This window comes from uncultured Veillonella sp., assembly GCF_937981445.1.
Taxonomy (GTDB): domain Bacteria; phylum Bacillota; class Negativicutes; order Veillonellales; family Veillonellaceae; genus Veillonella_A.
This window is the reverse complement of sequence record NZ_CALJON010000044.1, coordinates 84869-104333: the sequence shown is the minus strand read 5'-3', so window position 1 is coordinate 104333 and position 19465 is coordinate 84869. Positions and strand designations below refer to the sequence as shown.

Genomic DNA, 19465 nt, shown 5'->3' with positions numbered 1-19465 from the left:
GATTCCTCTTCCATTAAGGCGTCTTTACAAAAGGCGCCTTTACATTAACGTCAACATATTCAGCTGCTACCCCACGAGCCTTAATATCGCGCAGCATATTTTCAGATAAAGGCCCTTTTTTATCTAAATCCGTCATATCGCCTAAACGAAGTGGCAGTCCATCTACAGTATATGCAACTAATTGCTTAGTATCGCCTACATTAATTTCTGATATACTCTTAGTGCCCTCTTCACTTAAAGAGGATAAGTAGGTCAACGCTCCTTTAATGGCTTGGTTTTCAATCATATCACCAAGCAGCACATTCCCTAGTTTAACACCAGAAATAATGGGCGCTGTCGTATCTTCGATGGCGGGTCCTATATTGATTACACGACCAGCTTTATCCAAAGTGGCAAATCCAAATTGAGTCGCCACCACAGCAGCCGCCTTGCGATCTTTAATAGTAACCTCTAAGGTTAACGGAAAGGCATAGGAAACTTTCGCCGTCTCTACCCGTAAATCATGCTGTAAGCGCTCTTCCAAGTGATTCGGATTAATTTGTACTAAATTAATAGGATTGCGAATATTTCCCGCTGCCATTACATCAGCCACCGTAACCTTATCGCTACCTATGACCTGAATCGTACCAAAGGGAATTGGTAATACCAGCAATAAGAGCCACAAGGCTAATAAAGAAAGTCCAATAAGGGCTAACCGTTTACGCCAAGTACGCCTTGGCCCACTAGAACCATTTGCCCCACCAGGACGTTTTACCACTTTTCGCCGTGGCGCTATCTCTTCCTCATCAGAAGGCTCTTGATCAAAATCATATAAAGGACGCGCCCTGCGATTTTGCTCTAAATCCTCTGCAAAGGATCTCATTTGTTTGGGCTCTACAATATAAGAGTTTGACGAATCACGACCATGTTCTTCACTCATATATGTGTCTCCGTATTAAAATTTACCTAAGCCTGCGGAGAGTAAAATTCGTTCACAAAGTTCTGGGAATTCAATACCTACGGCCTTAGCTGCTTTTGGCACTAAAGAAGTAGCTGTCATGCCTGGAATCGTATTGTATTCAAGAACATATGGCTCCCCTGCATCATCCGTCATAATATCTACGCGGATTGTACCAGCACATTGAAGTTCAGCATATACAGTCTCTCCAATGGCCTGCATCTTTTTAGTCAATACCTCATCAATTGGTGCAGGCACTAAATAATCAGTAGCACCAGATGTGTATTTAGATTGGTAGTCATACTCACCAGAATGAGGGCGTATTTCAATAACTGGCAATGCTTTGCCATCTAAGACAGATACAGTGAATTCACTACCTGCCAAGTATTGTTCAACCACTAAAATAGGGTCATATGAAATAGCCTCTCTAATGGCTTCATCAAGTACAGCCTCATCACGTACAATGGTAACGCCAATGCTAGACCCCTGAGTGGCAGGTTTTAACACAACAGGCAAATTAAATTGCTCTTTAATATGTGCCACAATAGCCTCTGTGCTAGTCAATTTAGCATTATACGATACGGAGCGAGCTGTAGGAATCTGTGCCCCCATGAATACATCTTTACTGATTTTTTTATTCATCCCCACCGCTTGTGCCATAATGCCAGAGCCAGTGTAAGGAATGCCAGCAATTTCTAAAAGACCTTGTACAGCTCCATCTTCACCAAATTTACCATGAATGGCAATAAATACAACATCGCCCTTCAAGCGTTTAATATCTTCAATTAACGTAGCTGGCTCAAATTCTAAGGCCGTTACTTTGTAGTCTAAACTTTGTAAAGCCTCTGCAATAGCGACCCCTGTGCGTCTTGATACTTCTGCTTCTTTTGATGGTCCCCCCATCAATACAATAATATGTTTATTTTTCATTTCAAGCCTCACCCTTTAATACTTCAAGTAGTTTAGGACCGTATTGATTGATATTGCCAGCCCCCATAGTCAACACTAAATCATCGCGTTTTAATAAAGGTGCCACCACCTTTGGTACATCATCTATATTAGCAATATAATGTACCTTTTGGCCTGTAGTGGCTTGTACCATATTAGGTATGGAATGCCCATCAATACCTCTGATTGGATCTTCCCCTGCACTGTAAATATCAGTGATGAATAGTACATCCGCTTTCTGAAAAGCAGAACCAAATTCTTTTAATAATAAACTAGTTCGCGTAAAGCGATGTGGTTGGAATATACATACTACGCGATGTGATTCCAACGCTTTAGCAGCACTTAATGTGGCATTGATTTCTGTAGGATGATGAGCATAATCATCAACTACCCAAATACCTTTTTCATGGCCTTTTGTCTCAAAACGACGTTTAGCCCCAGTAAACTTACTCAAGGCATTTAAAATATGCTCCATAGGGATGCCACATTGACGAGCTAACAATAACGCTCCTAAGGAATTTAACGCATTATGAGTGCCTGGCACACGAAGGCGCACTTCACCAAGTATTTCTCCCGCAGCAGTAGTCGCTTCATATACTAAAATGCCTTTATCATAATGTATATTTTTAACCACTACATCATTGCCTTCTTCTAAACCATATGTCATGAACTTACGGTCTACTTTAGTCATAATATGTCGAATATTTTTATTATCACCACATACTACAGCCGTACCTTCTTGAGGCATTTTTTCTACAAATTGAGTAAAGGCCTGTAGTAAATTTTCCATAGTACCATAATGGTCCATATGGTCATTTTCAATATTCGTAATCACAATGTACTGAGGATTGAGTTTTAAAAATGAACCATCACTTTCATCAGCTTCCGCAATGCTGTATTCACCTTTGCCCCATGCACTGCTGCCGCCTAGATAGTCAACTTCCCCACCAATAATAACTGTAGGATCTAAGCCGGCTTCCACGAAGATTTGACCTAACATTGAAGTCGTCGTGGTTTTACCATGAGCACCTGCTACAGCAATGCCTTTAGTAATATCTAATACAGCTTTTACAATATCCGAGCGATGTAGCACAGGAATACCAGCCGCTTGAGCTGCCACAAGTTCTGGATTATCTTTATGAATAGCCGTAGAACGAACTACTGCATCAACACCATTTACATAGTCTGCATTATGACCGATATGAATGGTAGCGCCCATTTTACGGAATTTTTCAGTCGTTGCTGACTCTTGAATATCAGATCCTGATACATCATAGCCTTGACTGATTAAAATATTAGCAATAGCTCGCATACCTGAGCCAGCAATGCCTATGAGATGAATTTTATGTATGCCTTCTAACATGGATGAATACTCCTTACAATTTTTATTTACAAAGTCGCCGCTTATTAGCGATGTCTATTATTTCGCAATTTCAAGGGCCAGTTCCGCAATATGATGGGCTGCCTCAGGTTTACCTAATTCTTTGGCGGCCTTAGCCATGCGCACTAACTCACCAGGATTTTGTTTATAATATTCTATTTCACTAATTAAATCTTTACCGCGAAGCATCTTATCTACAATCATGCGTGCTGCCCCAGCACTCACTAAGGCTCTCGCATTATAGGTTTGATGGTCCTCAGCGGCATAAGGATAGGGAATTAATAATGAGGGAATGCCACGCACCGTAAGCTCTGCGAGACCCACAGCACCGGCTCTAAACACCGCTAAATCTGCTGCAGCTAAGGCTTTCGGCATGTCATGCATGTACGGCACAATGAGAGATGATTCGCTATAACTATCACCGCTCGTAGCACCTAATGCGTTTAACACAGATTCGTATTCATTCGTCCCAGTCACATGAATGAGTTTAATACCTTTTACATCCTTAAAGTATTTGTGAACTTCAATCATCGCTGTATTAATGCTGCGCGCCCCTCTAGAACCACCAGCAATTAACACTGTAAACTCATCATCACGTAAGTTAAAAAACGCGCGTCCTTCCTCACGTGAGTCCACTAATACTTCAGGTCGTACTGGATTGCCCGTATATACTACGCGCTTAGCACGATGAAAAGCTTTCTTTGCATCTTCAAACCCTACTGCCACCACGTCTACAAAGCGACTTAATATCTTGTTGGTTACCCCTGCAATAGTGTTTTGTTCTTGAATTAAGGTAGGCACTTTACGCAATGCAGCCGCTAATAAAATAGGGCCACATACATAACCACCCGTTCCGATTACAATATCAGGTTTAAAATCAGAAATAATTTTATTCGCTTTTACTAAGGAGCCCATTGTTTTGCCTAAGGTCACCAACGCACGCCAAGACAAATTGCGATCTAAGCCTTGCACAGGTAGTGTTTTAAAAGGGATGCCTTCCTTTGGTACAATATTTGCCTCTAAGCCATGGTCTGTACCAATGTATAAAAACTCTGCATCGGTCATGGCTGCTATTTCTTTGTAAATCGTAATGGCTGGGTAAATATGTCCCCCTGTGCCACCACCAGAAATAATGATTCGCTTCATTATAGTGCTCCTTTTTCTGTTGAAGCCACCGAACGCCTCATGTCTTCAATAGACTGAGCCAAGGTCTTTACTTCATGTTTAAAATCATCACCGCGTTCTTCAAAACAATGATACCAATCAAAGCTTGAGCAAGCTGGCGATAGTAATACAATATCATCAGGAGAGGCTAATTCAAAGCCTTTAGCCACCGCTTCTCCCATAGAATTTACATAATAAATCTGTGTCACACCGGCAGATTGAGCCGCTTCACCAAAACGTTTGGCTGCTGCCCCCATAAGAACCAATGCTTTAGTACCATGCGCTACGGCTTTCATAAAGTCCGTTAAATCCGTCATTTTATCATACCCACCGGCTAATAAAATAACGGGCTTAGTAAAGGCTTCTAAAGCCTTAATGGCGGAATCCGTATTTGTTGCTTTAGAATCATTATAAAAAGTAACGCCTTCAATGGTGCTCACTTTTTCAATGCGATGTTCCACCCCTTGGAATTGAGCAATTACAGTATGTAATTGTTTCGCCTCCACGCCCAAATGATAAGCCAAGGCAATAACAGCCAAAATATTTTCAATATTATGATGACCTGGAATGTGAATCTCTGAAGTGGTAATAACAGCTTCCGATTCACCACCTCGTGCAGCATAGCAAGTTTGGTCTAAAAAATACGCTCCATCAGTGACGCGCTTTGTTTGACTGATGCAAAGTACTTTTCCTGGCACTCGATTCGCCATGCCAGCTACAATCGGATCATCTATATTTAAGACAGTAACATCTTCAGGCCTTTGATTTTTGAAAATCTGTTCCTTCGCCGCTTGATACGCTTCCATCGTCTTATGACGTTGCAAATGGTCTGGTGTAATATTTAGAACAATGGCCCCTACGGGTCTAAATTCATTTACACTTTCCAATTGATAACTCGATAGCTCTGCTACTAAATAACCATCCGCGGGAATTTGAACAGCTTCTTCACTAAGAGACTGTCCAATATTGCCACCCACTTTAATAGGCTTGCCCGTCATAGCCATGGCTTCTGCCAACAAAGTGGTGGTAGTAGTTTTACCATTAGTGCCAGTAACGCCAAGAATCGGGGCCTTTGACACTTGGTAAGCAATCTCTACTTCACCCACAATATCTATGTGGCGACGCTTAGCTTCTTCTAAAATAGGAATTGTAAGAGCAATGCCTGGTGATACTACGACCAAATCAGTAGTATCGAGCAAATCATTTTCTTGATATCCTGTAATAATGGTAACACCACTCTCAGAAAGCAAGGTTGTATCTTCTGGGGACAATTCAATTTTTTTATAGTCATTTAATGTCACCACCGCACCTAATGAGCCTAGTACATGAGCAACGCCCATGCCACTTCGACCAGCCCCTAGTACGAGGATTTGCTTACCCTTAAAATTCATAATAACGCCTACCTATCGCATAGCAAATAATAATAAACCTAGCACTGCACAAATACAGCTAGCTAACCAAAAGCGAGTAACAACCTTTTGCTCTCCCCAACCGGATAACTCAAAATGATGATGAATTGGACTCATTTTAAATACCCGAACACCACGTGTTTTAAAGGAAATAACCTGAATAATAACCGACAGTGCTTCCATAACAAACACCCCACCGATTAAAATGAGGAGCAATTCTGTTTTTGTTAGAATCGCCATACCCGCAAAGGCGCCACCTAGTGCTAAGGAACCTGTGTCCCCCATAAACACTTTAGCAGGATTTGAGTTGTAGTATAAAAAGCCTAACACTGCACCACAAAGGGCAATGCTAAAGAAGGATACACTCGCACCTGCTGCATTATCTTGAAATACGAGCATGCCGATTACTGTATACGCTATAGCCGCGGCGGCAGACGTACCAGCAGCCAAACCATCTAAGCCATCTGTCAAATTAACGGCATTAGTAGTACCTACAATGATAATAAATACTAAGACATAATAGAACAATCCTAAATCAACGGATATATTTACTAGAGGAATCCACAAGGATGTCGATAAAGTCATGACTTCTGTTGCTAAGTAACAGAAAATAGCAGACATAATAATTTGACCCAAGAGCTTTTGTTTTGCTGTAAGGCCTAGATTACGCTTCTTAACTGATTTAATAAAATCGTCAGAAAAACCTAATAAGCCGTGACCAATAGTGAGAAATAGCAAGATCCAAGTACTCAATGTCCAAGGAGCAAAAATAAGAACCCCCACTACCAATGCTAAGAGTAAGAAAATCCCACCCATTGTTGGCGTACCAGCCTTTGCTTGATGCGCTTTAGGTCCTTCCTCACGAATACTTTGCTGCGCATGTAAGCTCCGTAACATGGGTATTCCTATTTTTCCTAATACTAACGTTATTACCAAAGATGTAATAAACGTATATAACAATTGCATGGTCATTGCACAAATCGCTCCTTACTTTCTATATATAAAGGCATATATAATTATAGGCCGTTATCTATGGTAGTACATTACACTAAGTAATGCAAATATATTTCCTCACTTTTTGAAAAAAACAGTATATTAGCTTATTTTCCTGCTTCACGCTCTTTAATTTCAGCTACTACCCGTTCCATCCGAAGACCGCGGGACCCTTTAACTAAAATGACATCACCTTTTTGTCTATTATCAAAATACATATTAGCCATATCGAGATGACTCGAGCACACATACGAGGCTTTAAGGCCCGCGGCCTTAGCTTCGCGGGCAATCCAACGAGCGGCTTCACCGAATGTATATACTTCACTATATTGTTCTTCTACGAGTAATCGACCAATTTGACGGTGACTCTCTTCTGTAAATTCGCCTAATTCCAACATATCGCCTAACATGGCAATTTTTCGCTTACCTTCTAATTGGCCCAATGCTTTAATCGCTTCGCCCATAGAAGCCGGATTCGCATTATACGAATCGTTTAATATAACAATATCAGGGAAGGATATAATTTCTTGACGCATAGGCATGCCACTAAAATGACCAAGACCTTTAGCAATTTTCTGCGATGATATGCCCAACGCGCGCCCCGCTGCAATAGCTGCTAAGGCATCGTACACATTGTGTTCCCCAATCATAGGTAAGAACACATCGAATACTTCATCAAAGGCGCGGCAAGTAAATTTAATGCCATCTTTTTTATAGCGCAAATTAAATCCAGAAATAGTAGCGGCCTCTTTAATGCCATAAGACATTTTCTTACCCTCAGTAAACTGTCCCATTTGGCTCACTATATCATCATCTTGATTTAAAATAGCTACCCCATCGGATTTAATATGATGGATTAATTCGGCCTTTGCTTTGCCTATATTTTCGCGAGACCCTAGCAATTCAATATGGCTATTGCCTACATTCGTAATAATCCCCATAGTCGGTTCAGCAATGCGCGCTAATTCATCAATTTGGCCCAAACTACGCATGCCCATTTCAACTACGCAGGCTTCATGATCTGGAGTAAGTTGCAATAATGTCTTAGGCAAGCCAATTTCATTATTATAATTTTTCTCTGTTTTTAACACCTTAAATTTAGTGCTAAGTACAGCTGCCACCATTTCCTTAGTTGTCGTTTTGCCCGAAGAACCAGTAATAGCTACAACCGGAATATCAAAGCGTTTGCGATGGTAATTAGCTAATTGTTGATAGGCCAGTAAAGGGCTTTCTACTTCTACGCAAATAAGGCCTTCTACAGCTTTCCCTGTCTTTACAATAGCCCCGATAGCACCATGTTGTTTAGCTTGATCTAAAAAATCATGTCCATCAAAAGTATCACCAGTGAGAGCTACGAACAAAGAATCCGCTCCAATGGTGCGTGTATCCGTTGATACACTAGTAAAATTTGTTGTACCTTCTGTTTTGCCTTGATAGGTGCCTCCGGTTACTGACAACACCTCCTGAAGCGTAAACTCTGCCATATTATCTCTCCTTTAATGCCTCTCTAGCTACTTCACGGTCATCAAAATGAATTGTTTTATCTTTAAGAATTTGATAGTCTTCATGGCCTTTCCCAGCAATAATGACTACATCACCTTTGCGCGCATCTTTAATAGCTTCAAAAATCGCTTCACGGCGATCTGTAATCACCTTGTAAGACGACTTATCTCGCAAATGCTCTTTCACACCTGCCGCCACTTGCGCCACAATTTGTTCTGGATCTTCTGTCCGCGGATTATCGGATGTTACATAAATCTTATCCCCATATTGAGCGGCAATACCACCCATAATTGGTCGCTTTGTAGCATCCCGATCGCCACCACAGCCAAAAACTACTAAAATTTGATTATCTACAATCTTCTTCGCAGTTTCTAAAATATTTTCTAAGCCATCTGGCGTATGTGCATAATCTACAACTACCGCAAAATCTTGCCCTTCTTCTACTAGTTCAAAACGCCCTGGTACAGCTGTAAAATTAGCCAAAGCATGAATAATTTGTTCCATGGATACACCTTCAAATAAAGCGGCTCCAATGGCTGCCAATGTATTATATACATTAAATAAGCCAGTAATCTTCATATGAATGGGATACGCTTTGCCTTTATACATCACATCATATTGCGATGTTTTAGACGTAATCGTTAAATGTTCCCCTTCTAATGTGCCCTCTCCTTTAGTGCCATACGTAATAAGGGGCGCACTATTTTTCTCCATGACGCGCTTACCATAAGGGTCATCGATATTAATAACAGCACCCTTTTTAGCTTTACTCTGATTTGGGGCACTAACTTGCTCAAATAATTTGCACTTCGCAGCTAAATAATTTTCAAATGTTTTGTGAAAATCTAAATGGTCCTGCGTCAAATTAGTAAATACCGCTGTATCATATTCCACTCCAGCTACGCGGCCTAGGGCTAAGGCGTGGGACGACACTTCCATAATGCAGTGAGTTACCCCTTCCTCAACCATTTGACAGAGAATATGCTGTAAATCCACCACATCAGGAGTCGTATTATGAATAGGATAGGATGTATTGCCAATCAGCGTGTGAACGGTACCAATAATCCCCACCTTATGTCCTTGACTGCGTAAAATATGACCAATAATATGTGTCGTTGTAGTTTTACCATTTGTACCAGTAACGCCAATCATGCGCATTTTACTAGCTGGATAGTCATAAAAAAACGGCACACATTCCTGCATAGCCACTCTTGTATCTGCCACTGTAATAACTGCCACATGATTAGGTACCGAAACAGGTTCTGATACTAACAATGCAACAGCCCCAGCGGCTATAGCCTTATCGATAAAAGTATGACCATTTACATGTGCACCGGTTAAACAAATAAATAAACTCCCTGCTTTGACTTCTCTTGAGTCAGCCGTTATGTCCTTTACTTCTGTTGTGCCCATGCCACTCGTTAGGTTTGCACCAGTTATACTCTGTAGTAATTCATTTATAGTTTTCAAAATTAGTTCCTCCACTTCAAACAAGGAAAAGCAGCTCCCATTTAGAGCTGCCTCTTACCATAGCTAATCAACGATTGGTTTCGTAACCTTAACCTCACGTTCTACAGTAGTACCTTTGCTATTAAACACAAAAGCATCGGGCAAAACCATTCCCAATTTATCTTGCGCTATTTGTTGAATCCGTGTGGGCGAGCGAAGCTCAGCTACACTTAAACTTAATTCATCATTATCTCGTGAAAGTTGGACAATTTCATTTTGCATTTTTACTAATTCATAGCCCGCATCCACTTTTTGATGTACCATATAGTCTTTAATTGACATAAAAATAGCCAACATGGCCAATATGGAAAAAATTGCACGCAATTCCCGACTTACAGCACTAAAATTAATCGTACCCGCTCGTTGCTTAGCACCAACTTGTGCCGGTACATAAGCTTTTGCCTGTGGCTCTAAGGCTCTCATGCCTATAGTCTTTCTCGCCAACATACCATCATCTCCCACAACTTTCATATATCTAAAAACTCATTTTTTAATTTTATGAGTTATACATACTAAATCATTTTTGTAACTTACCTTAGCGCTTATCTCTTTTCAGCTAGCTTTTTCAAGCATTTCTATTATCTACTCAAAAGGTTTTGCTATGCACTTACGCTTTTGTAAGTCACTTAAATTTTTTCTGCTACCCGCAACTTCGCACTTCGTGCTCTCGGATTGTTTTCTACTTCTTCAACACTAGGCTCAATAGCCTTATTGCGAGCTTTCACAACAGCCTTGTGATGACATACACACACTGGAATATTCGGTGGGCAAATACAGCCTGTACTTAATTCCTTAAAAGTCTGTTTTGTTATGCGATCCTCAAGAGAGTGGAATGTAATGACCCCAATCCGGCCTCCTGGCTTCAAGAGGCTAACAGCGTCTACAAAGCTATCATGCAAAATGCTTAATTCTCCATTAACTTCAATGCGAATGGCTTGGAATGTGCGTTTTGCCGGATGAGGACCTTCCCGTCTAGCCCCTGCAGGAATTGCCTTTTTTATAATTGCCGTCAATTCACTAGTCCGCTCGAGAGGCTTTTCTTGGCGCCCTTCAACGATGAACTGGGCAATGCGTTTAGCCCATCGTTCTTCGCCATAATCCCAAATAATACGAGCTAAATCAGCCTCGCTATACGTATTAACAATAGTAGCGGCGCTGATTTTTGACGTCTGATTCATGCGCATATCTAAGGGGCCATCATGCATATAAGAGAAACCCCGATCAGCTGTATCCAGCTGATAACTCGATACGCCAAGGTCAAAAATGAAGCCATCCACTTCATGAATCCCCTTCGCTACTAAAGCCTCTTTTAAATCACTAAAATTTGTAGGAATCGTCATGACCTTACACTTCAATGATTTAAGTCGCTCTGTAGCTACCGCCAAAGCATCTTGGTCTTGATCTAAGCCGATGAGCAAACCATCTTCGCTCAATAAGGATCCTAAAGCTAATGAATGCCCCGCTCCACCGAGCGTACAATCTACATAAGTGCCATGAGGATTCGTCATGACAGCCTTAACAGTTTCTGTTAGCAATACACTAACATGATTAAATTCCACCTTGGCACTCCTTTCTAAAACTACCTTGCACAGGCTAACCTATTACCCTACACATAGGTAAAGCTCAGACTACTATTCACATAGGAAAATCAGTCTCATATGTAAAAATCAGTTTATAAAATACGTGTGAGATTCAAATTATAGCTGTATAAATTTAGATATTAAAAATCTAAATCTTCCATGCTTTCTGTAAGCGCCTCTATACTTCCTGACGTAGCACCATTATATGCTTCCCACTGAGGGCGGCTCCAGATTTCAATAAACCCACCTTGCCCCACTACGATAGCTTCTTTGTCTAAAGAAGCATGCTTACGCAATGGTGCGGGCACTAAAATACGGCCCTGTTTATCAAATTCTACTTCGGCTGCATTACCAAAGAAATGACGTTGTAAGGCACGTACATTAGCCTTGGTACTTGGCATAGCATTCAGTTTATCCGCTTTCTTTTGGAAGGTTTCTAGAGAATACACGGCGAGACAATTATCGAAACCTTGGGTAATTACACAGCGTTCTCCCAAATCTTCGCGCATTTTTGCTGGGATAATCATTCGTCCCTTCGTATCAATCGTATGTGAATGATTGCCTAAAAACATAATTGTCTCACCTCCTTACAAGCCCTCTTTCTAATCCTCCACTATATGCTAAATTCTACCACAATTCCCCACTTATTAACAACAACATATACAAAATTTTCTGTAATTTGTCAAAAAAAATATTTTTTTCTTACTTTTTTCTTATTTTTTCTCTTTATTGCCGATGTTTTGTACTATTTTAAAGAGTGTATGTTCGACTTTTAAAGTAATAAAAAGAGTGGCTTCTGCCACTTTACGTTATTGATAAAATTTTTAAACCACTTTCTACCACCATAAAAATTTTTGAACCACTTTTTACCACTATAATTTTTTAACTACACTTTAGAACTACAAAATTTTTGAACCACTTTTTACCACTATAAGTTTTTAAATCACACTTTAGAACTATAAAATTTTGAAGCCTATCCCCCTATACTCTTTTACTGTCCTCCACCATCCGTCCCTAGCACATTTATGAACACATTATTATTCCTACTCGTCCTATGTTATACTGTGTATATAAAACAAAAAGAAAGGATTTATTCTCATGGGTAGAACAACTGAATGCTCACCAGCACAAGTCTTTAATCATCCCTTTAGGGAAATTCATCGAAAAATGGATTTATTGCTTTTTTTAGGTCGATTATTGATGGAAAATGGCGCCAACACCAATCAAATTGTCCGCGATGTTATGCGCGCCTCCACTTATATGGGTATTCCTCGCAATTATGTGCACATGCACATAACATATACAACACTAATGCTCAACATTCACACCGACGAACGGTCTTACACGGCCTTCCATAAAACCTTGCATCATGGCGTGAATATGACTACCTTATCATTTTTAAGTAAATTAACATGGCGTGCCTTAGATGAAAATTACACGCTCGATGAGTTTGAGGCTCAACTTCAAGAAATTGCCTCTACGCCATTAAAATATCCCACGCCTATTTTAGCCATTGCCGCGGGCATAGCTTGTGGCGCCTTTGCCATAAATTTTGGTGGCGACCTATTATCTGCACTAGGCACTATACTATGTGCCCTTATCGGTTTTTATACAAGACGATGGTGCAATCATTTTCAAATTAATTTCTACTTTGGCATTGCCACTGCCTCTTTTGCAGCCACTGCCGTATCATTCTTATTGCATGCTCTTACAGGGTGGAATTCGCTGCTCTATTCTATGATTAGTTGTACTCTATTCATGGTCCCAGGCATACCACTCATCAATGCAGTAGACGATACAATCAATAACCACATTATGTCCGGCATGACTCGTGCCATTAATACATTACTTATTGTAGGCAGCATGTCAGTGGGGATTGCCACGGCACTTTACTTTGATCACATCTCCACCTTCACCCACATTAGTGTGACACCTGCACAGCTAACACCTTATCAAATGGTGGCCGGTGCGATCGGGGCGATTTGTTTCTCCCTAATTTTCAATACGCCCTATCGCCTGCTCTACTTAATCGGCATTGGTGGTGCCATTAGTATATTAGTGCGCAATGTGCTTATTGTCCAACTAGGATTCACCACTATTGGTGCTAGTTTTGTAGCCGCTGCCATTATTGGTATATTAGCACTTAGCATTTACAAAAAAGTGCGCACTGCCCCCCTTGTCATTGCCATCCCATCAGTTATACCAATGATTCCTGGGGTGCTGCTCTATCGTTTTCTATATGGTGTACTCACCATCAATACCTTAACGCCTGAAAGCTTTATGATAACCTTACGAAGCGGCATAACTGGTGCTTTAATTATCATCTGCATTGCCATAGGCGTTTCCATTCCACATATTTTGGCCCGTGGATATTTAGACCGAAAAAAAGAAAAAAACTTACAGCAATTTATTCATGCTCGTCGCCATCGTCAAATTAATTACGATTAAAATAATAATTATAAATTCTCCATAAAATAATAATTATAAATCCTTCGTAAAATAGTCTTATTCGATCCCATAGTCTTGCATGAGCCCTTGGCCTTGTACGAACCCTTGGTCTTATAGGACAAAATGGCATAAAATCTAGGGTTGTAGGACAAAATATACAATACTATAAATCTTGAATAATCGCATAAAAAAGCCCCGTATGTACTGGACTGATGAGTTCAAACTCATTTTCAGCCCATCCATACGGGTTTTTCATATTATAGCTTAATACGCACTTTTATGGCTTACTACAAACTTTTCTAACTATTAAACATGTGCCATAATAGCAGCTTTTAATTCTTCTTTTGGTACGAAACCGATTTTGCGATCAACTACTTCGCCATCTTTAAGAATTGCAAAAGTAGGTAGTACTTCAATATTGAATTTTTGTGCAAGTGCTGCTACTTCATCAGTATTTACTTTTGCAAAATTAACTGTATCGCCAAGTTCACCTGCTAATTCTTCAAAAATTGGCATCATGCGTACGCAATAACCGCACCATGGAGCCCAGAAATCAACCACCGATACACCTGCTACAGATGCTACTTCTGCGTCAAAATTTTCTACTGTTAATTCTTTAATGTCTGCCATAATAATGACCTCCTTATATTTTGTATTCTTTCGAATATGTTACCACTAAATCAGAATTGAAGTAAGTTAAGCTTAAGCTTTACATCAATTAGCCATTACTTAATTTGAACTAATACACAGTCTTGAATTACATCAAGCCCTAATTGTTTAGCCTTCGCCACCACCGCCGGTTTATCAGCACCTGGCTGCAACCATACAGTCGAAATATTTAAGCGTTTACACTCATCAAGGGCAATTAATCCCACTGTTTCTGGTACCACAAAGTCTACAACATCTGGCACCTCTGGTAAATCGCTTAAAGCGCTATAACAAGGCTCGCCTTCGATTTCCTCTACATTCGGATTTACTGCATATACAGTGTAGCCATGTTTACGAAGATGCATTAAAATTTTATAGCCAAATTTTTCTTTTCGACTCGTTGCACCTAGTACAGCCCACACTTTTTTTTGAATTGCTTCACTAAGGTTCATTTTGTCACCTCAATTCCCTTCTCTTATTATATCTCAATATCGAAATTTGTCAATTTGATTTCTTTATCTTTTAGATATAAATTCTCAAAATAAATATCTTTAATCGAGTCCATAGAAAGGCTACTAAATCGCTCTAAATAAGACTCCTTGATAAGCCCTGCTGCAGACGCTAAACGACCTAAAATCATAGGCGCACTATAGCCAGCTTCACGGAGCTCTTTAATAGTAATGCTCTTTTGCCTCTTTGATAAACGGCACCCTTTTTCGTCCACCACTAATGGCACATGACCATATTGAGGGGGCCTTTCGCCAAATACTTCATAGAGCCACAGCTGGTCCCCTACAGCCGGTAATAAATCATAGCCGCGCACAACTTCCGTAACTCCCATATGAATATCATCATATACAACGGCTAAATTGTAAGCAAACATACCATCGGCGCGTTTTACTATAAAATCATCGAACGCCGGACGAATGTAAGCCTTTTGTGGGCCTTGCCACAAATCATTAAATGCATATGAACGCTCTTCCACCTTTAAGCGCCACGAAGGCATTTTTTGTTGCTGTAATTGCTTTCTTTCAATATCACTCAAATGACGGCAATGACCATCATAATGAATAATGCCATCAGCGCCATGAGGTGCTGAACTAATACTATGGAGGCGTGCCCGATTGCAATAACAAGGATAGATTTGCCCCTGCGCTTCCCATTGTTGAAGCACCGCTTCATATAAATGAGTCCGCTCACTTTGCCAATACGGTCCATCAGGCCCACCTACCCGTGGACCTTCATCCCAACTCAGGCCAAGCCATTCGAGATCAGCTATTTGTGCTTCCCCTAATTCACGTTTTGACCGTTGCGTATCAATGTCTTCCATACGAAGCACATAGCGACCATTTTGCTGCTTACAATGTAGCCAAGACAGTAAGGCTACCCAAATATTGCCCAAATGTAAATGCCCCGTTGGGCTCGGTGCAAAACGACCTTTCATAGTAGCCTCCTTATTAGGAAGACGCCAATTCTTCCCAAGTTTCATACAATTTACTTAGGGCCTCATTAGTTTCTTCCAAAGCCTTCGATGTGTCTGTCAAGAGTGCCGTATCATTAATTACTTCAGGATTTTGTAATTGCACTTCATACATTTTAATAGTCGCCTCTAAACGACAAATCTCAGTCTCCACTTCCGCTAATTTCTTGGATTGCATAAAGGCATTTATTTTTTTCCCTGAGTTAGACTTATTTTCAGAATTGGCTTTATTCCCTAAATGGGCTTTATTATCTGAATTAGCATTAGCTCCTAAATTAGGTGTATCTACAGAATCAACTGTACTATCTAAAGTCCCCTGTTCAGTATAAGATTCATTTCCAGTCCCTTGAAGTGCTGAATTTGCTGAGCCTTGATTAACTGACTTAGCCTCTTTTACTACATCCTCTTTTTGAGAAGCACCTAAGGCCTTTTGCTCATTTAATTTTTCTTTATAATAAGAATAATTCCCCTCATAGGACTCTATATGCTGGCCTCCCAATACTAAGGTTCGCTTTGCTACTTTATCTAAAAAGTAACGGTCATGAGATATAACCAGTAAGGTGCCAGAAAAATTCATCAATGCCTCTTCCACAACTTCTCGAGTCGGTATATCTAAATGGTTAGTCGGTTCGTCAAGGATTAAGAAATTATCACCTTGTAAAAATAATTTAAGCAAACTAAGACGCGCTCTTTCACCACCTGATAATTCCTTCACGAGTTTAAACACATCGTCTCCTCTAAAAAGGAACATGCCAAGCACATTACGGGCCTTTTCTTCACTGTAATTAAACTCGCTCATAATCTCTTCCGCTACAGACCAATTAGGATGCAATTCTTCATGGTCCTGCGAAAAGTAACCAATGGACACGCGACTACCTAAATCAATAAAACCAGCTTCAGGCTGTAAATCACCCACAATGGCTTTCAAAATAGTAGATTTCCCCGCTCCATTAGGTCCAATTAAAGCAACTGCTTCACCACGGCGAATCATAAAGCTCACATCTTCTACAATATCGCGTGTGCCATAAGCTAAAAATAACTCTTCAACAGTTAATACCTTATCAGCGCTAATCTGTGCTTTAGGGAATACAAATTTTAAATTTTCTGAACTTTCTGGTGCATCCAAGCGCTCTAAGCGATTTAATTGGGATTGGCGGCCGCGCGCCATTTTACTCTTAATACCAGCCCGATATTTATCAATATATTCTTCTGTTTTACGAATGTATTCTTGTTGCTTGTCATAGGCCGTTTGCTGCGCCTTGCGCTGCGCCTCTCTTTGCTCCACATAGCGACTGTAATTGCCGCGATAACTTTGTGCCACTTCATGGTCAAGCTCTACAATACGAGTGGTTACACGGTCTAAAAAATAACGGTCATGGCTAATAATCAAAATACCGCCACCATAAGAAGTAAGATAATTTTCTAGCCACTCTAGCATATCCATGTCTAAATGGTTAGTCGGTTCATCTAAGAACAAAAAATTAGGGCGACGCACCAAAGCCTTCGCTAAATTAATGCGCGTTTTTTGTCCCCCTGAAAACTCCGATACAGATTTTGTCAAATCCTCATCACTAAAGCCTAAACCATAGGCAATACGCCGAGTCTGCATTTCATAATCATAGCCACCTAACCACTCTAAACGATCTTGAATTTGTTCTAATCGCTTTAATAGGCTTTCATTTTGTGGTGAAATCTCTAACTCCTTAGTTACCGCATGTAGTTCTTGTTCCCAATGCTGCACATCAGCAAAAGCTTTTTGAATTTCTACGGCCAAACTTTCATCGCCTAAATTAATATCCTGTTGTAAATAGCCAATGGTAGTAGCTGAGTCCTTTACTACTTGTCCATCGTCTAAGTCTTCAATACCTAAAATGCATTTCATCAATGTAGATTTACCAGCTCCATTAGGACCTACTAGGCCCACCCGTTCGCCGCGCTTGATTTCAAACGACACATTGGAAAATACACTACGCACGCCAAAGGATTTAGATAAACCTATCATACGGATTCGTTCCATTACTTAATTCCTCCGTTCTATACTATCGTTACTTATTATATCACAGACCGGAGGTATTTGGCTGACGTAAGAGGTCTGCCTTTACAAAAATATATAATTCCACCCTGTCCTTAGTTTTACGGGCATGCTGAAATAATTTTCCCAATAATGGTATATCCCCTAATAAAGGTATTTTAGACATTTGCTTGCTCGCACGATTATCCATAAGGCCACCAATGACAAGCACATCGCCAGTTTCTAAATGAACTCTCGTCTCTGCTTGTCGCGTCGTAATACGATAGGCCTTTAATTCATTAACCATAGTGGGGCTACTCACTTCTGCATAAATCTCTGCATCCACCCCTGAATCAGCACTAATTGTGGGCGTACAAGTAAGGCGAATCCCGGCCTCTTCGTATTCTACAGTGGTTCGACTTTCTGTGCCATCCTTAGTTTCTACTAATACAGGTATGCGGTCACCTATAAGTATTTTCGCTGTCTCTCCATTTACAGTTGTTATCGAAGGTCTTGCAATAAGAACTGTACGGCCTGTATTCTCTTGAGCTTTTAATTCTGGTTTTATAAAAAATTTATATGGCTCTCCACTGGGCATTTTCCCAAAATGAATACTGCCATAACTACCCGTATCATCTTCACCATGACCGGTCAAGCTCTGCCAAGACCATTGAATACCGGTTTCCTTCATAAACGAATGCTCCACTGCCACTATGGCCGCTTCAAATCGCACTTGCTGGGGCACTACATCAATATGACCTAATACAGTTTTAATATGTCTAAGCTCCGCATCAGTACCATAGACTAACACTTGATTGGTATCCCTTAATACCTGAATATGCTTTTCCTCTATAATAGCCTCTAAGGCCTGCCCTAAGGCACTGGCCTTCATATGTTTTGGGGTGATTAACTCTGCATTACGTGCCCCTTTTTCCTCTAAACCACTGCCATCAAGTAAAATAACATCATTTTCTTCAGTCATAGTGAAATGTTTTAATTTTGCCAATCGCCTTAGCGCCTCACGGGCGGTTTCATTTTGAATCTTAATACTCACAGTACCCGCTAATGTTTCTGCACCCATAATATTTAAACCTTCACTGCGTGCAATAGACGTAACTAAACTACTCAAACTCGTATTAGTAGCCGTCATACTTAAACCGAGCACATCATAGGGCGTAGAAACTAATAGGACTACTACCATACTTAGTCGCTTAACTTCATGTATGTTTAACCATTTATGGGCATACGAAAATACCAATTTGAGAAATCTCCCCTTAAAAATTTGATGCCACCTCATACTACCTCCCCAGGCAAATTCGTCTCATCGAGCCTTACTTATAAAATACAGCTATGTTATTCTTCTAGTTCTAGTTTAATTTCTTTTAACTCTATTTTTTATTATTACTGTGTATTTATTCGTTTTTTCTATTACTGTGTATACTCATTTTTACTAT

General features: G+C 40.3%; 17 protein-coding genes. 1 reads left to right on the top strand and 16 read right to left on the bottom strand.

What is annotated here, in order from left to right:
* Positions 1-13: 13 nt before the first annotated feature.
* From Q0376_RS07185 to mraZ, 11 genes are all read right to left on the bottom strand, one after another.
* The gene (locus tag Q0376_RS07185; protein ID WP_298705842.1) at positions 14-919 is read right to left on the bottom strand and encodes a cell division protein FtsQ/DivIB; all 906 of its coding nucleotides are present in this window, start codon (positions 917-919) and stop codon (positions 14-16) included.
* A gap of 15 nt (positions 920-934) precedes the next feature.
* Complete coding sequence (locus Q0376_RS07180; protein WP_298705838.1) at positions 935-1867, bottom strand: D-alanine--D-alanine ligase; 933 nt, start codon at positions 1865-1867, stop codon at positions 935-937.
* 1 nt (position 1868) lies between these two features.
* Entirely contained in the window at positions 1869-3248 is a 1380-nt protein-coding gene (gene murC / locus Q0376_RS07175) for a UDP-N-acetylmuramate--L-alanine ligase (protein WP_298705835.1), read from the bottom strand.
* Positions 3249-3305: 57 nt separating this feature from the next.
* A complete protein-coding gene (gene murG, locus Q0376_RS07170) occupies positions 3306-4412 on the bottom strand; it encodes an undecaprenyldiphospho-muramoylpentapeptide beta-N-acetylglucosaminyltransferase (protein WP_298705832.1) in 1107 nt (368 codons plus the stop codon).
* A complete protein-coding gene (murD, locus tag Q0376_RS07165) occupies positions 4412-5821 on the bottom strand; it encodes a UDP-N-acetylmuramoyl-L-alanine--D-glutamate ligase (RefSeq protein ID WP_298705829.1) in 1410 nt (469 codons plus the stop codon). Before murD ends, murG begins: the two co-directional genes overlap by 1 nt.
* Before the next feature lie 12 nt (positions 5822-5833).
* Positions 5834-6811 (bottom strand): phospho-N-acetylmuramoyl-pentapeptide-transferase, encoded by a 978-nt coding sequence (mraY, locus tag Q0376_RS07160; protein ID WP_298705826.1) that lies wholly within the window; start codon positions 6809-6811, stop codon positions 5834-5836.
* 128 nt (positions 6812-6939) lie between these two features.
* A complete protein-coding gene (gene murF, locus Q0376_RS07155; protein ID WP_298705822.1) occupies positions 6940-8316 on the bottom strand; it encodes a UDP-N-acetylmuramoyl-tripeptide--D-alanyl-D-alanine ligase in 1377 nt (458 codons plus the stop codon).
* A gap of 1 nt (position 8317) precedes the next feature.
* Positions 8318-9748: a UDP-N-acetylmuramoyl-L-alanyl-D-glutamate--2,6-diaminopimelate ligase gene (locus Q0376_RS07150; RefSeq protein WP_298705941.1), complete on the bottom strand. Its 1431-nt coding sequence runs from the start codon at positions 9746-9748 to the stop codon at positions 8318-8320.
* A 120-nt stretch (positions 9749-9868) separates the two neighbouring features.
* Positions 9869-10315, bottom strand: a complete 447-nt coding sequence (locus Q0376_RS07145) for a septum formation initiator family protein (RefSeq protein WP_298705819.1) — start codon at positions 10313-10315, stop codon at positions 9869-9871.
* 155 nt (positions 10316-10470) lie between these two features.
* Positions 10471-11403 (bottom strand): 16S rRNA (cytosine(1402)-N(4))-methyltransferase RsmH, encoded by a 933-nt coding sequence (gene rsmH / locus Q0376_RS07140; RefSeq protein WP_298705816.1) that lies wholly within the window; start codon positions 11401-11403, stop codon positions 10471-10473.
* A gap of 161 nt (positions 11404-11564) precedes the next feature.
* A complete protein-coding gene (gene mraZ, locus Q0376_RS07135; protein ID WP_298705813.1) occupies positions 11565-11996 on the bottom strand; it encodes a division/cell wall cluster transcriptional repressor MraZ in 432 nt (143 codons plus the stop codon).
* Positions 11997-12522: 526 nt separating this feature from the next.
* Between mraZ and Q0376_RS07130 the strand changes: the two genes are divergently transcribed.
* On the top strand, positions 12523-13872 hold the full coding sequence (locus Q0376_RS07130) for a threonine/serine exporter ThrE family protein (RefSeq protein WP_298705810.1): 1350 nt from the start codon (positions 12523-12525) through the stop codon (positions 13870-13872).
* A 306-nt stretch (positions 13873-14178) separates the two neighbouring features.
* On the opposite strand, the gene trxA is transcribed toward Q0376_RS07130, so the two are convergent.
* From trxA to Q0376_RS07105, 5 genes are all read right to left on the bottom strand, one after another.
* Positions 14179-14502: a thioredoxin gene (gene trxA, locus Q0376_RS07125; protein WP_298705807.1), complete on the bottom strand. Its 324-nt coding sequence runs from the start codon at positions 14500-14502 to the stop codon at positions 14179-14181.
* Positions 14503-14597: 95 nt separating this feature from the next.
* Positions 14598-14972 carry a CoA-binding protein gene (locus tag Q0376_RS07120; RefSeq protein WP_298705804.1) on the bottom strand — a complete coding sequence of 125 codons (375 nt, stop codon included), beginning with the start codon at positions 14970-14972 and terminating at the stop codon, positions 14598-14600.
* 26 nt (positions 14973-14998) lie between these two features.
* Positions 14999-15964, bottom strand: coding sequence for a tRNA glutamyl-Q(34) synthetase GluQRS (gene gluQRS / locus Q0376_RS07115; RefSeq protein ID WP_298705801.1), 966 nt, complete (start codon positions 15962-15964; stop codon positions 14999-15001).
* A gap of 13 nt (positions 15965-15977) precedes the next feature.
* Complete coding sequence (locus Q0376_RS07110; RefSeq protein WP_298705798.1) at positions 15978-18017, bottom strand: ABC-F family ATP-binding cassette domain-containing protein; 2040 nt, start codon at positions 18015-18017, stop codon at positions 15978-15980.
* A 40-nt stretch (positions 18018-18057) separates the two neighbouring features.
* Positions 18058-19308, bottom strand: coding sequence for a type II secretion system protein GspD (locus Q0376_RS07105; RefSeq protein ID WP_298705795.1), 1251 nt, complete (start codon positions 19306-19308; stop codon positions 18058-18060).
* Between the last annotated feature and the right edge of the window lie 157 nt (positions 19309-19465).

Excerpts from the sequence above, each read along its gene's own strand:
- Q0376_RS07185 (WP_298705842.1), bottom strand. The coding sequence starts at position 919 with ATGAGTGAAGAACATGGTCGTGATTCGTCAAACTCTTATATTGTAGAG.
- Q0376_RS07180 (WP_298705838.1), bottom strand. The coding sequence starts at position 1,867 with ATGAAAAATAAACATATTATTGTATTGATGGGGGGACCATCAAAAGAA.
- murC (WP_298705835.1), bottom strand. The coding sequence starts at position 3,248 with ATGTTAGAAGGCATACATAAAATTCATCTCATAGGCATTGCTGGCTCA.
- murG (WP_298705832.1), bottom strand. The coding sequence starts at position 4,412 with ATGAAGCGAATCATTATTTCTGGTGGTGGCACAGGGGGACATATTTAC.
- murD (WP_298705829.1), bottom strand. The coding sequence starts at position 5,821 with ATGAATTTTAAGGGTAAGCAAATCCTCGTACTAGGGGCTGGTCGAAGT.
- mraY (WP_298705826.1), bottom strand. The coding sequence starts at position 6,811 with ATGACCATGCAATTGTTATATACGTTTATTACATCTTTGGTAATAACG.
- murF (WP_298705822.1), bottom strand. The coding sequence starts at position 8,316 with ATGGCAGAGTTTACGCTTCAGGAGGTGTTGTCAGTAACCGGAGGCACC.
- Q0376_RS07150 (WP_298705941.1), bottom strand. The coding sequence starts at position 9,748 with ATGGGCACAACAGAAGTAAAGGACATAACGGCTGACTCAAGAGAAGTC.
- Q0376_RS07145 (WP_298705819.1), bottom strand. The coding sequence starts at position 10,315 with ATGAAAGTTGTGGGAGATGATGGTATGTTGGCGAGAAAGACTATAGGC.
- mraZ (WP_298705813.1), bottom strand. The coding sequence starts at position 11,996 with ATGTTTTTAGGCAATCATTCACATACGATTGATACGAAGGGACGAATG.
- Q0376_RS07130 (WP_298705810.1), top strand. The coding sequence starts at position 12,523 with ATGGGTAGAACAACTGAATGCTCACCAGCACAAGTCTTTAATCATCCC.
- trxA (WP_298705807.1), bottom strand. The coding sequence starts at position 14,502 with ATGGCAGACATTAAAGAATTAACAGTAGAAAATTTTGACGCAGAAGTA.
- Q0376_RS07120 (WP_298705804.1), bottom strand. The coding sequence starts at position 14,972 with ATGAACCTTAGTGAAGCAATTCAAAAAAAAGTGTGGGCTGTACTAGGT.
- gluQRS (WP_298705801.1), bottom strand. The coding sequence starts at position 15,964 with ATGAAAGGTCGTTTTGCACCGAGCCCAACGGGGCATTTACATTTGGGC.
- Q0376_RS07110 (WP_298705798.1), bottom strand. The coding sequence starts at position 18,017 with ATGGAACGAATCCGTATGATAGGTTTATCTAAATCCTTTGGCGTGCGT.
- Q0376_RS07105 (WP_298705795.1), bottom strand. The coding sequence starts at position 19,308 with ATGAGGTGGCATCAAATTTTTAAGGGGAGATTTCTCAAATTGGTATTT.